11 protein-coding genes are annotated in these 12,490 nt (G+C 70.6%); 7 read left to right on the plus strand and 4 right to left on the minus strand.

The window, feature by feature from the left end; all coding sequences use genetic code 11:
• Positions 1-11: 11 nt before the first annotated feature.
• Positions 12-707 carry a cytidylyl-2-hydroxypropylphosphonate hydrolase gene (gene fomD / locus ACZ69Q_RS40310; protein WP_471052504.1) on the plus strand — a complete coding sequence of 232 codons (696 nt, stop codon included), beginning with the start codon at positions 12-14 and terminating at the stop codon, positions 705-707.
• A gap of 283 nt (positions 708-990) precedes the next feature.
• Entirely contained in the window at positions 991-3,120 is a 2,130-nt protein-coding gene (locus ACZ69Q_RS40315; protein ID WP_471052857.1) for a SpoIIE family protein phosphatase, read from the plus strand.
• 84 nt (positions 3,121-3,204) lie between these two features.
• Here ACZ69Q_RS40315 and ACZ69Q_RS40320 read toward each other — a convergent pair whose 3' ends face one another.
• Positions 3,205-5,607, minus strand: a complete 2,403-nt coding sequence (locus tag ACZ69Q_RS40320; RefSeq protein ID WP_471052507.1) for a transglycosylase domain-containing protein — start codon at positions 5,605-5,607, stop codon at positions 3,205-3,207.
• 267 nt (positions 5,608-5,874) lie between these two features.
• Between ACZ69Q_RS40320 and ACZ69Q_RS40325 the strand changes: the two genes are divergently transcribed.
• The 5 genes from ACZ69Q_RS40325 (at position 5,875) to ACZ69Q_RS40345 (ending at position 10,719) form a co-directional block, all read left to right on the plus strand.
• Positions 5,875-6,831 (plus strand): SPFH domain-containing protein, encoded by a 957-nt coding sequence (locus tag ACZ69Q_RS40325; protein ID WP_471052510.1) that lies wholly within the window; start codon positions 5,875-5,877, stop codon positions 6,829-6,831.
• Positions 6,828-7,073, plus strand: coding sequence for a type II toxin-antitoxin system antitoxin (locus ACZ69Q_RS40330; RefSeq protein ID WP_471052512.1), 246 nt, complete (start codon positions 6,828-6,830; stop codon positions 7,071-7,073). Before ACZ69Q_RS40325 ends, ACZ69Q_RS40330 begins: the two co-directional genes overlap by 4 nt.
• Before the next feature lie 105 nt (positions 7,074-7,178).
• The gene (locus ACZ69Q_RS40335) at positions 7,179-7,703 is read left to right on the plus strand and encodes a PadR family transcriptional regulator (protein ID WP_471052515.1); all 525 of its coding nucleotides are present in this window, start codon (positions 7,179-7,181) and stop codon (positions 7,701-7,703) included.
• Positions 7,700-8,389 (plus strand): ABC transporter ATP-binding protein, encoded by a 690-nt coding sequence (locus ACZ69Q_RS40340; RefSeq protein WP_471052518.1) that lies wholly within the window; start codon positions 7,700-7,702, stop codon positions 8,387-8,389. The genes ACZ69Q_RS40335 and ACZ69Q_RS40340 overlap by 4 nt, the downstream gene beginning before the upstream one ends.
• Positions 8,386-10,719, plus strand: a complete 2,334-nt coding sequence (locus ACZ69Q_RS40345) for an ABC transporter permease (protein WP_471052522.1) — start codon at positions 8,386-8,388, stop codon at positions 10,717-10,719. Before ACZ69Q_RS40340 ends, ACZ69Q_RS40345 begins: the two co-directional genes overlap by 4 nt.
• Positions 10,720-10,780: 61 nt before the next feature.
• On the opposite strand, the gene ACZ69Q_RS40350 is transcribed toward ACZ69Q_RS40345, so the two are convergent.
• The 3 genes from ACZ69Q_RS40350 to ACZ69Q_RS40360 are packed head-to-tail and all read right to left on the minus strand — an operon-like array spanning position 10,781 to position 12,489.
• Positions 10,781-11,209: a hypothetical protein gene (locus tag ACZ69Q_RS40350; protein ID WP_381458435.1), complete on the minus strand. Its 429-nt coding sequence runs from the start codon at positions 11,207-11,209 to the stop codon at positions 10,781-10,783.
• 4 nt (positions 11,210-11,213) lie between these two features.
• Positions 11,214-11,600, minus strand: coding sequence for a roadblock/LC7 domain-containing protein (locus ACZ69Q_RS40355; RefSeq protein WP_471052524.1), 387 nt, complete (start codon positions 11,598-11,600; stop codon positions 11,214-11,216).
• A 52-nt stretch (positions 11,601-11,652) separates the two neighbouring features.
• On the minus strand, positions 11,653-12,489 hold the full coding sequence (locus ACZ69Q_RS40360; protein ID WP_471052526.1) for a MarR family transcriptional regulator: 837 nt from the start codon (positions 12,487-12,489) through the stop codon (positions 11,653-11,655).
• Position 12,490: the final 1 nt, after the last annotated feature.

Here is a 12,490-nt window from a genome sequence, read left to right on the forward strand (position 1 = left end):
AATATCTGTTCATGGCGGACGGTGGAGCGATGACGACGGAAGTGGAAGCGGGCGGATCGACGGGCTACTGGGCGCCCGGGACGCAGATCCTGTGGCGGTACCGGGAGAACGCCGGCCGTCGCTTCCACATCGCGCGCCCGGTCACCGTCGTCCGCGACGACGAGGAGATCCTCGCCGTATGGCTGGCTCCGGGCACGGAGTGCGTGAAGCCGGTGCTCGCCGACGGGACGCCCGTGCACCAGGAGCCCCTGGAGACCCGGTACACCAAGCCGCGTTCCGTCCAGCGCGACCGGTGGTTCGGGACGGGTGTGCTCAAGCTCGCTCGGCCCGGTGAGCCGTGGTCGGTGTGGCTGTTCTGGGAGCCGGGATGGCGGTTCAAGAACTGGTACGTGAATCTTGAGGAGCCGCTGGCCCGTTGGGCGGGCGGGGTGGATTCCGAGGACCACTTCCTCGACATCTCCGTGCATCCGGACCGCAGTTGGCACTGGCGGGACGAGGACGAGTTCGCGCAGGCCCGGCGGGACGGACTGATGGACGAACAGCAGGCCGCGCGGGTGCGCCGGGCGGGCCACGACGCGGTGCAGGTGATCCGCGACTGGGGGCCGCCGTTCTGCGACGGATGGCAGCACTGGCGCCCGGACCCCACCTGGGCTGTACCTTCTTTGCCTGAGGACTGGGATCGCACGCCCGCGCACATGTCCTCGTGAGACCCTTGATGCGCCCCCGGGCAACAAACGTAGGATCGTCCTCCGCAAGGGCGCGCAAGGGCAACTACCGGAGTGCGCGCCGGGCTTGACCGATCGTCACCGAGGGGCGGCAGGACGTGAGCGAGGGTTACCAGGGCAATGCCGGTGCGGACCTGAGACGGTCCTGCACCGGTGGCACAGGAACTGCCTCTGGCCACGCGGGAATTCCGTTCCTGGGGCACGTATTCCGGGTATCGGAGTTTCGGCGGGACACACTGCACGCGTGGCGCGCAGCCCCGGACGGATGGATTCGAAAGGCGTGACGGAGCAGCCGACCTCCTTCGAGCGCCCCGAGACGGGCGTCGACCCCGCGGAGTCCCGCGGGGCGCTCGTGCGTACCTCGACACCGTCGACGACGCACTCCACGCCGCCCCCCACCCCCGGCGGCGGCACCGCCTTACCCGCGCAGGCGCGCACCGGAGAGACCCCCTCCACGCCGGGCACCACCGCCCCGTCCGGCCCGAGCAAGGAGCCCCCAGTCATCGCCGGCAACGGCCCCGAGCACTCACAGCCCTCCGTCGCCGCCGAGCCCGACACACACCGGCCGCGGCCCGTTCCGGAGGCCATCCCGCCCCAGCCGGGCACCGAGCAGCCACCGGCGTCCGCCGAGCGGCGCACCGGACAGGGCGGCGTGCAGCCCGGCCGGCCGACGCCCATGCGGCGCGACGGCGACCGGCTGCGCTTCGTGGGCGCCGCCACCCGGCGCATCGCCCGCGGCATCGACCTGGACGAGATCGTGATGGGGCTGTGCCGGGCGACCGTGCCGACCTTCTCCGACGCGATCCTCGTCTATCTGCGCGATCCCCTGCCGGTCGGCGACGAGCGCCCCACCGGGCCCGTCGTGCTGCGGCTGCGCCGCACCGACCGCATCCCGGAGGAGCGGGACAGCGAGAACGGCTTCCTGCCTGCCCAGCAGCAGTCGGAGCCGACCGAGCTCGCCGAACTGTCCTCCCTGACCGCCGAACTGTGCGAGGTGCGTCCCGGCGGCGCGCTCGCCGAGGTGCTGCGCGGGGTACGTCCCGTCTTCGCCGACGCGCCCGCCGCCCGCGCCGCCCTGCCGGAACTGCTCGGCGACGACGGCCAGTTGATCATCCCCGACGGCCAGCGCGCGATCCTCGCCCCGCTGCGCGGCCGCCGCCGGGTCATCGGCGCCGCGGTCTTCCTGCGCCGCCCGGAGCGCCTCGCCTTCGAGCCGGACGACCTCCTCGTCGCCGCCCAGCTCGCCACGCACAGCGCGCTCGGCATCGACAAGGCCGTGCTGTACGGCCGTGAGGCGTACATCGCCGACGAGCTCCAGCGCACCATGCTGCCGGAGACACTCCCCCGCCCGACCGGTGTGCGACTGGCCTCCCGCTATCTCCCGGCGGCCGAGACGGCCCGGGTGGGCGGCGACTGGTACGACGCGATCCCGCTGCCGGGCAGCCGCGTGGCACTGGTGGTCGGCGACGTCATGGGCCACTCCATGACCTCGGCCGCGATCATGGGCCAGCTACGGACGACGGCCCAGACCCTCGCCGGCCTCGACCTGCCGCCGCAGGAGGTCCTGCACCACCTCGACGAACAGGCCCAGCGCCTGGGCACCGACCGCATGGCGACCTGCCTCTACGCGGTCTACGACCCGGTCTCGCACCGCATCACCATCGCCAACGCCGGCCATCCGCCGCCCGTCCTGCTGCACCTGGGCGGCCGGGCGGAGGTGCTCCGGGTGCCCGCGGGCGCGCCGATCGGCGTGGGCGGCGTCGACTTCGAGGCCGTCGAACTGGACGCACCGGCCGGGGCGACCCTGCTGCTCTACACCGACGGCCTGGTCGAGTCCCGGCTGCGCGACGTGTGGACCGGCATAGAACAGCTCCGCGAGAAGCTCGCCGCGACCGCCCAGCTCACCGGCCCCGACCATCCGCCGCCGCTGGAAGCCCTGTGCGACGAGGTCCTCGACATGCTCGGCCCGGGCGACCGGGACGACGACATCGCGCTGCTCGCCGCCCGCTTCGACGGCATCGCCCCGAGCGATGTGGCGTACTGGTTCCTGGAGCCCGAGGACGCGGCGCCGGGTCGTGCCCGGCGGCTGGCGCGGCGTGCGCTGGCCCGCTGGGGGCTGGAGGAACTCACCGACTCGGTCGAGCTGTTGGTCAGCGAGGTCGTGACGAACGCGGTGCGGTACGCCACCCGGCCGGTGACCCTGCGGCTGCTGCGCACCGATGTGCTCCGGTGCGAGGTCGGCGACGACGTACCGCAGTTGCCGCGGCTGCGGCAGGCCCGGGCCACGGATGAGGGCGGGCGGGGGCTGTACCTCGTCAACCGGCTCGCCCGGCGGTGGGGGGCCACGCGGTTGAGCACCGGCAAGGTCGTCTGGTTCGAGTTGAATCGCGGCTGAGCACCAAAAGGGAACTGCGCGTCGCCGAGTGCGGATGCACGGTGGCTGATCGCGCAGTTCCCCGCGCCCCCATGGGGCGCTGTGCTACTGCTCGTCTCCGGGTCTGGCCGGGTCCAGGGTGATCCCGCCCGTCGGTTCGTCCGTCGGAGGCGTCGTGGGCTCCTGAGTCGTAGGCTCCTCCGTCGGCTCCTTCGTCGTCGGCTCCTCGGTCGGCTCCTGAGTCGTAGGCTCCTCCGTCGGCTCTTTCGTCGTCGGCTCCTCCGTGGGCTCCTGAGTCGTCGGCTCCTCGGTCGGGGTGGGGGTCCACGTCGGCTGGACGGCCGCGCCCTGGTCGGTGTCGAGGTCGAACCTGGCGTCCGGGTCCGTCACCCCGAACATGTACGCCGCCCAGATCTGCGCCGGGAAGCCACCGCCGTTGACGCGGTCGAAGCCGCCGGCGCCGTACATCTTGGTCTGGGCGTGGGTCTTGGCGTCCTCGCCGAACAGGCCCACCGACGTGACCAGGTCGGGCGTGTAGCCGGTGAACCAGGCCGACTTGTTGTCGTCGGAGGTACCCGTCTTGCCGGCGACCTTCTGGCCGTTGCGCTTGGGGTTGTTCGCCACGGACTGCTGCGCGGTGCCGTCGTCGACCACGCCGGTCAGGACCGAGGTGACCGTGTCCGCGGCCTCGGGGCTGATGACCTGCTCGCCGATCGGGTCGGGGATGGCGACCGTGGTGCTGTTGTGCTCGGCCTTCTTGAGGATGCCGGGCGTGACCTTCTTGCCGTGGTTGTCCAGGGTGGCGTACACCCCGGCCATCTGCAGCGGGCTCGCGCCCATGGTGCCCAGGGTCTGCGCCGGGACGGCCTGCTCGTCCTCGGTGTTCATGCCGAGCTTGGCGGCCACGTCCATGACGTTCTTCATGCCGACGTCGACGCCCATCTGCGCGAAGACGGAGTTGACGGACTTGTTCATCGCCGTCTGGACGGTGATGTCGCCGTAGTTCCGGTCGTCCTCGTTCTCCGGCGCGAAGCCGACCTTGTCGCCGTTCGCGTCCAGGACCTGCCGCTTGCTCGTGCCGTCGTAGATCGTGCTCGCGGAGATCGGTTTGCCGGACCGGGTCTGGGCGCTCTCCTCCAGGGCGGCGGCCAGGATCACCGGCTTGAAGGTGGAGGCGGGCTGGTAGTCGGGGCGGGTCGCGTTGCTGGTGTAGTGCTTGAAGTAGTCCACACCGCCGTACAGGGCGACGATCTTCCCCGTCTCGGGATCGACGGAGACCGCGCCGGCCTGGATGTTCGCGTCGACCTTGCGCTTCTTCTTGTCGAGCTTGCTGGTCAGTTGGGCCTTGACCGCCTTCTCCAGCTCGCTCTGCTTCTTCTTGTCGATGTTCAGGGTGATGGTCCACCCCTGGTCCACGACCGCGGCCTCGGCCTGGGAGCGGGTGAGGCCCTTCTCCTTCATGAGCTGGTCCTCGAGCTGACGGTTGGCGAGCTCGATCAGATAGCCCTTCTGGCCCTCCCGGCCGGCGGCGGGCTTGGGCTCCTTCGGCTCCGGGAGCTTCGTCATGCCCTGGCGCTCGGCCTTGTCCAGCCAGCCTTCCTCGACCATGTTGTCCAGGACGTAGTTCCAGCGGTTGGTGACCAGCCTTTTGCCGGTTTCGGTCGCGGCCTGCCAGTCGTACTGGCTCGGCGCCTGGAGCAGCGCGGCGAGGTACGCACCCTGCGCCACACTGAGCTTGTCGGCGTCGATGCGGTAGTACGCCTGGGCGGCGGCCTGGATGCCGTAGGCGCCGCGGCCGTAGTAGCTGGTGTTGATGTAGCCGGCGAGGATGTCGTCCTTGGACATCTGGCGGTCGACCTTCAGGGAGATGACCATCTCCTTGAGCTTGCGGCTGACCGTCTGTTCCTGGCTGAGGTAGTAGTTCTTGACGTACTGCTGGGTGATGGTCGAACCACCCTGCGCGCCCTTGCCCATCAGGGTGTTGAGCACGCCGCGGGCGGTGCCCTTCAGATCGATGCCGTGGTCGTCGTAGAACGTCTTGTTCTCGGCGGCGACGAAGGTGTACTGGACCTTCTTGGGCACCTTGGACAGGTCGACGATCTCGCGGTTGACCTCGCCGTCGCGGGCCAGGGTGGTGGTGCCGTCGCTGTACTTGTAGACGTTGCTCTGGCGCTGCGCGGCCTGGGCGGCGGCGTTGTCCGTGGGCACGTCCACCGCGAGGTAGAGCGCGATGAAGGCGCCGATGGCGAGCAGGCAGAAGCCGAGGAACGTGCCGAGGATCTTCTTCCAGGTGAACAGCCGCCGTATTCGGCCCTTGCCGTCACCGCCCTTGCCCCCGCCCTTGGCCGCCCGACGGGCCGCGGCCCGGCCGCCGGCGGCGGCCGAGGGGGCGCCGATGACGGTGGTCGACTCGCCGGCCCCCGTGTTCGACGGCGTCCCGGACGAACGCCGGGGCGCCGCGCGGCGGCCACCGCGCTGCCGTGCTCGTCTCTCTTCCGCTCGTCCCATGGGTCCGTTCCGCTCCGCTTCGTTCTTGTGTGCGCTGTTGTCACACAGGTTCGCCGCTCAGGTCAGCTCAGAAAGCTAACACCGGAAGATGTGACAAAGCCCGGCCGATCCGGTCTTTTACGGACGTGACAATCAGCACCTGTCCCACCGGAACCGACGACTCAGCGGCGCATAGGGTTGCCCGTCCGGGGTAAAGTGATATCACTTAGCTAGACCGAAGCTAGTGGGATCCACTGCAGCTTCCGAAGAAAACGGGGGATATCACCCATGCCGAACGACAAGACCGGCGCCAAGACCGACGCCGCATCCGCCACCGCCGACATACCGGAGATGCCCGCGCCACAGGTGCGGGAGTTCACGGCGCGCAGCATCAGCGGCGGGCTCGCCCTGCTGCTCGGCCTCGGCGGGCTGCTGCTCGGGGCGGGGCTGCTCGTCAGTGCCGGGGCGGTCTCCGGGGCCGGCGGCAAGGCAGCGCTGATCATCACCGGCATCCTGGTCTTCGTCTCCGCCGTGCTGGCGATGTGCGGGCTGAACATGGTCGCGCCGGGCGAGGCGCGGGTCATCCAGCTCTTCGGGCGGTACCGGGGGACGATCCGGCAGGACGGACTGCGCTGGGTGAACCCTCTGACGTCCCGCACGAAGATCTCGACCCGGGTCCGCAACCACGAGACGGCCGTACTGAAGGTCAACGACGCCTACGGCAACCCGATCGAGCTCGCCGCGGTCGTGGTGTGGAAGGTCGAGGACACCGCGCAGGCGACGTTCGAGGTGGACAACTACCTCGCGTTCGTGGCCACCCAGACCGAGGCGGCCGTGCGGCACATCGCCATCGAGTACCCCTACGACGCCCATGACGAGAGCGGCCTCTCGCTGCGCGGCAACGCCGAGGAGATCACCGAGAAGCTCGCCGTCGAACTGCACGCGCGAGTGGAGGCGGCCGGAGTGCAGATCATCGAGTCGCGCTTCACGCATCTCGCGTACGCTCCCGAGATCGCCTCCGCGATGCTCCAGCGCCAGCAGGCCGGAGCGGTCGTCGCGGCCCGGCGGCAGATCGTCGACGGTGCGGTGGGCATGGTCGAGGCGGCGCTCGCCCGGATCTCCGAGCGGGACATCGTGGAGCTGGACGAGGAGCGCAAGGCGGCGATGGTGTCGAACCTGATGGTGGTGCTGTGCGGCGACAGGGCCCCGCAGCCGGTCCTCAACACCGGGACCCTCTACCAGTGACGGTTCCCTCCGAGGGCCGAGCCCCTCAAGGTCGGCCGCAGCGCAAGCAGGTGCTGCTGCGGCTCGACCCGGCCGTGTACGAGGCGTTGGCGCGATGGGCGGGCGACGAACTGCGCTCGGCCAACGCGCAGATCGAGTTCCTGCTGCGCCGCGCGCTCGCGGAGGCGGGACGGCTGCCGGGCGACACCAAGCCGATTCCGCGCCGGGGGCGCCCGCCCGCGAAGCCGCCCGAGTCGCAGTAGCAGAACCGTGACAATCGGCCCCTGCCTGGGCCTTCACACGGCCCGCAATGATCTACACACGCCGCGTATACATGAGGCGTATACACCCCGTGTAGAGTCCTCGGCATGTCCATCGGTCACACCCTTCTAGGGCTCCTGGAGTCGGGCCCCCGCCACGGCTACGACCTCAAGCGGGCCTTCGACGAGAAGTTCGGTCACGACCGGCCGCTGCACTACGGCCAGGTCTACTCGACGATGTCCCGGCTGCTGAAGAACGGCCTCGTCGAGGTCGACGGGATCGAGCCCGGCGGCGGGCCCGAGCGCAAGCGGTACGCGATCACCGACGCCGGGATAACCGACGTACAGACGTGGCTCGCGACACCCGAGAAGCCGGAGCCCTACCTCCAGTCGACGCTGTACACCAAGGTCGTCCTCGCGCTGCTCACGCGACGCAACGCGGCCGACATCCTCGACACCCAGCGCGCCGAGCACCTGCGCAGTATGCGCATCCTCACGGACCGCAAGCGCAAGGGGGACCTGGCCGACCAGCTCATCTGCGACCACGCCCTGTTCCACCTCGAGGCCGACCTGCGCTGGCTGGAACTCACCGCCGCGCGTCTCGACAAGCTGGCCGAGGTGGTGACCAAGTGACTCCGCCTCCCGGCTCCCTGCTCACGGCCGAGAACCTGCGCAAGGCCTACGGCCCGACCCTCGCCCTCGACGGCGCCGAGTTCTCCATCCACCCCGGCGAGGTCGTCGCCGTCATGGGGCCGTCCGGCTCCGGCAAGTCCACGCTGCTGCACTGTCTCGCGGGCATCGTGCCGCCCGACTCGGGCTCCATCACCTACAACGGGCGCGAGCTGGCCACCATGGGCGACGCCCAGCGCAGTGCCCTCAGGCGCTCGGAGTTCGGGTTCGTCTTCCAGTTCGGGCAGCTCGTGCCGGAGCTGACCTGCGTGGAGAACGTCGCCCTGCCGCTGCGGCTGAACGGCACCTCCCGCAAGGAGGCCGAGCGCACCGCCCTGTCCTGGATGGAGCGACTGGAGGTCGACGACCTGCGCAAGAAGCGGCCCGGCGAGGTCTCCGGCGGTCAGGGGCAGCGCGTCGCCGTCGCCCGTGCGCTGGTCACCAGCCCGCGCGTGCTGTTCGCCGACGAGCCGACCGGCGCGCTGGACTCCCTCAACGGCGAGCGCGTGATGGAACTGCTCACGGACGCCGCCCGCTCCACCAACGCCGCCGTCGTCCTCGTCACGCACGAGGCACGGGTGGCCGCCTACTCCGACCGCGAGATCGTCGTACGCGACGGCAAGTCCCGGGACATGGAGCGGGTCGTATGAACGTGGGTCAGTGGGCGAAGGATCTCGGTCTGGGGGTCCGGTTCGCCTTCGCCGGCGGACGCGAGGGGTGGGTCCGGGCCCTGCTGACGGCCGTCGGGGTCGGTCTCGGGGTGGCGTTGCTGCTGCTGACGACCGCCGTGCCGAGTGCGCTGACCGAGCGCGAACACCGCAGCGCCGCCCGGGACGACTTCACGTACAACGGCGAGGTGCTGCCGAAGGCGGACAACACGCTGATCATCGCGGATGTCGACACGACCTTCCACGGCGAGGACATCCGCGGCCGGCTCCTGGAGCCCGAAGGCTCGCGGGCTCCCCGGCCGCCGGGTGTCGAGAAGTTCCCCGCGAAGGGCGAGATGCTCGCCTCGCCCGCGCTGAAGCGCCTGTTGGAGTCCGACTCGGGCCAACTGCTGCGCGAACGCTTCCCCTACCGGATCACCGGCACCATCCAGCAATCCGGACTCATCGGGCCCGCCGAACTCGCCTTCTACGCGGGCGGCTCGGGGATGGCGAGCCATCTGAGCAACGGCTCCATCGAACGCATCGACTACTTCGGGCCCTCTGCAGGTGCGGTCGATGACGGGCTGGATCCGATCCTGATCCTGCTCGTCATGATCATCTTTGTGGTGCTGCTGCTGCCGGTCGGCGTGTTCATCGCAGCGGCCGTGCGCTTCGGCGGCGAGCGCCGGGACCGCCGGCTCGCGGCGCTCAGGCTGGTCGGCGCGGACGGGGGCATGGCACGCCGGGTCGCGGGCGGCGAGGCCCTCGCCGGGGCACTGCTCGGGCTCGTCCTCGGCACCGGATTCTTCCTGGCGGGGCGTCAACTGGCGGCTCTGCTGAAGGTGCGCAACATCAGCGTGTTCCCGAGCGACCTCAATCCGTCTCCCACACTCGTACTGCTGGTCGCCCTCGCCGTACCGGCCGCGGCCGTGCTCGTGACACTGTTCGCGCTGCGCGGGGTCGTCATCGAGCCCCTCGGCGTGGTCCGTACGGCGAAGCCCCCGCGCCGTCGGCTGTGGTGGCGGCTGCTGCTGCCGCTGGCCGGCCTCGCGCTGCTGTACCCGATGACGGGTCAGGGCGGCGACAACGGGAACTTCAACGAGTGGATGGTGATCGGCGGCACCGTACTGCTGCTGGTCGGTGTCACCGCACTGCTGCCGTGGCTCGTCGAGGCCGTGGTGGCCCGGCTGAACTCGGGCTCGGTCTCCTGGCAGCTCGCCGTGCGCAGGCTGCAGTTGAGCAGCGGATCGGCGGCCCGCATGGTCAACGGCATCGCGGTCGCGGTGGCCGGGGCGATCGCCCTCCAGATGCTGTTCGCCGGGGTCGAGTCCGGCTACACCGCGGACACGGGCAACGACCCGAGCCGGGCCCAACTGACCATGTACGTACGGGACGAGGTCTCGCTGAGCGAGGTCGCCGGGCAGTTGGCGCGCACCGAGGGCGTGCGCCACGCGACGGCCCTGTCCGAGGGCACGCTCGGCGACCGGGCCAAGGAGCCCGAGAACTCGGTGGAGGTGGCCGTCGGCAACTGCGCCGAGTTGCGCGAGGTGGCGCGTCTGAAGTCCTGCCGGGACGGCGACACCTTCCGGATCGTGGGCAGCGAGTTCGACGAGGGCACGGAGAAGGTCACCGAGCGGGGCGAAACCATGTACTTCGACCCGGCCTATTCCGGGACGACGAGCCACACGACGCCCTGGAAGGTGCCCGGCGACATCAAGACGGCGGGGCCGCGCGAGGATCCGACCGGCTACGCGCGCGGCGGCCTGCTGTTCACTCCGGGCGCACTGCCCAAGGGCGCGGAGGCCGGCATGTTCGAGAAGGTGTACCTCTCGCTGGACATGTCGGTGCCGGACGCCGCCGAGCTCGCGCGCAACACCGCCGCCCGGATCGATCCGCTGACGAGCGTGAACGCCCTGGTCTCCAGTCGGCAGAACGAGGATTTCCGCGCCATCCGCAACGGGCTGTTCGTCGGCGCCACCTGTGTCCTGATGCTGATCGGCGCGAGCCTGCTGGTCTCGCAGCTCGAGCAGTTGCGCGAGCGCAAGAAGCTGCTGTCGTCCCTGGTCGCCTTCGGCACCCGGCGCCGCACGCTGAGCCTGTCGGTGCTGTGGCAGACGGCGATCCCGATCGCGCTGGGGCTGGTGCTGGCGTCGGCGGTGGGACTGACACTGGGCGCCGTGCTGCTGAAGATGGTCGACGCCACCGTGAGCGTGGACTGGGCGAGCGTGCTGTCGATGACCGGCATCGGCGCCGGCGTCGTCCTCGCGGTGACGTTGCTCAGCCTGCCGCCGCTGCTGCGGCTGATGCGGCCGGACGGGCTGCGCACCGAGTAGGACGGACCGCGTGTCGCACGGGCGGTGGGGTTCCCTGCGGGGAGCCCCACCGCCGTCGCGTTCAGAGGCTGTACTCCCGGACGACCCGCCGGACCTGGGCGAACAGCATGCCCACGTTGACGGACTTGCGGCAGACGACGACGGCCACCACGTCCTGCTGCTCGGTCAGCCGCACGAACAGGTGCGTGAGGTTCTCACTGTTGACCAGGATCTCCTGGAAGAAGTGGTTGTCGCTGGAGATCCCGCGGCGCTCCTTGAACACGTCCTCGATCATCACGACCGTGCGCCCCTGGAACAGGTCGAGCGTCGCGCCCGCCAGCAGGTCCAGGACCTCCGGCGGATGGGTCTCGACGGTCTCGTACGACAGCAGCATTCCGGTGGACATGTCGACCACGCCGGAGGCCACGCAGTCCGGTGCGTCGGTGCGAAGGTGCTTGACCAGGCTCATCACCTGGTCGGAGAAACCTGAGGTCATGCGCTTCGTCGCCATCCCTTCAAACTCCCTCTGGTGCCTTGTCGGTGAGGATCAGATCGATGCGTTGCAGGGCGGACTGCGTCGCCCGGTTCAGGTGGTCCACGTCCATGCCCTCGTCGCCGAGCACGACCATCAGCGCGGTGTCACCGACGGCGTAGAAGGCGGCACAGCCATGGCTGCCGTACGTCACCGTCCGGCGCAGGGTGCCGCGGGCGGTGGCGTCGGCGGTACGCCTGGCGAGACCGAGACCCGCCGCGGCGAGGGCGGCGAGGCCCTCCGGGTCGATGGAGTCGGCGGTGTCCGCGGCGATGAGCAGGCCGTCGGCGGCGGCGACCGCGGTGTCGGTGATTCCGGTGACCTGTTCGCGCAGGCCACGCATTTCCAGTGCCAGGGCCTTGTGATCCATGTACGCGACTCTCCTATTTCTTTTCACAGCAATCGGCTGCTTCATTTCGGACTCATCTCGTAATTCCGTTCCGCAGGCGGAAGAAGCTGCCGGGTTTTCGGCGGGGCAGGGATGTCGGGGTCGAAGGCGGGGGCGGCGGCGGCTCGACGGGCGCCGGTTCCCTCGGGCGCAGTGCGTGGCCGTCCGGAAAGGGGCGCACGGGGATCGGCGCGGGCGACTCGGCGCAGACCAGCAGCCCGTCGCCGAGCATCCGCGCGACTTCGACCGTCACGGCGTAGACGCCCCGCCCGACCCGGAAGGCGAGGTCCCGGGCGGTACGGCGGCCGTCGGCGTGGGCGAGCAGCTCGCACCGCAGGGCGGTGAGCGGGGTGTCCGTGTCGACGGGCGCCGGTGCGGGCACGGGCCGCTCGCGGTCGGGGTGGACGGGGTGCGGCAGCGCGGTGAGCGCGGCGAGTCTGCGGACCGATCCCTGGAGCAGGCCCAGCGGCGGTTCCCCCACGGGGACCTGCGCGAACGGCTCCGTGGTGGGGACGCGTTCGCACTCGTCGACCCGGCCGGCGGCGATCGCGAAGGCGGCGTCGTGCAGCGCCATCGCGCACACGACCCGCAACTGCGCGGCCCCCGCGTACCCGCGCGCGATGAGGGCGGTCGCCGGCCAGCGCGAGCCCCCGGACTCCCGCATCAGCTCGGCCCACTGCTCGCCGCTGACCCGCCCGGAGCGCAGCAGCAGGGCCTCGGGTCCGGGGGCGCCGGGGGACTCGGCGGCGACCACCCGGCCGTCGCCGAGGTGGAAGGTGCCGCCCGGCGTTCCGCTGACCCTGAGCTCTCCGGTGAAGCCGTCACGCGCGCAGACGGCCAGGGCCCGTGCCAGGTGTTCGTAGCCCGACATC

The sequence above is a fragment of the Streptomyces sp. NPDC036764 genome (assembly GCF_055609385.1).

Bases quoted from the DNA above. Each gene is read 5' to 3' on its own strand.
- ACZ69Q_RS40345 (WP_471052522.1), top strand. From the start codon at position 8,386: ATGAACGTGGGTCAGTGGGCGAAGGATCTCGGTCTGGGGGTCCGGTTC.
- ACZ69Q_RS40320 (WP_471052507.1), bottom strand. From the start codon at position 5,607: ATGGGACGAGCGGAAGAGAGACGAGCACGGCAGCGCGGTGGCCGCCGC.
- ACZ69Q_RS40360 (WP_471052526.1), bottom strand. From the start codon at position 12,489: ATGTCGGGCTACGAACACCTGGCACGGGCCCTGGCCGTCTGCGCGCGT.
- ACZ69Q_RS40325 (WP_471052510.1), top strand. From the start codon at position 5,875: ATGCCGAACGACAAGACCGGCGCCAAGACCGACGCCGCATCCGCCACC.
- ACZ69Q_RS40315 (WP_471052857.1), top strand. From the start codon at position 991: ATGGATTCGAAAGGCGTGACGGAGCAGCCGACCTCCTTCGAGCGCCCC.
- fomD (WP_471052504.1), top strand. From the start codon at position 12: ATGGCGGACGGTGGAGCGATGACGACGGAAGTGGAAGCGGGCGGATCG.
- ACZ69Q_RS40350 (WP_381458435.1), bottom strand. From the start codon at position 11,209: ATGGCGACGAAGCGCATGACCTCAGGTTTCTCCGACCAGGTGATGAGC.
- ACZ69Q_RS40355 (WP_471052524.1), bottom strand. From the start codon at position 11,600: ATGGATCACAAGGCCCTGGCACTGGAAATGCGTGGCCTGCGCGAACAG.
- ACZ69Q_RS40335 (WP_471052515.1), top strand. From the start codon at position 7,179: ATGTCCATCGGTCACACCCTTCTAGGGCTCCTGGAGTCGGGCCCCCGC.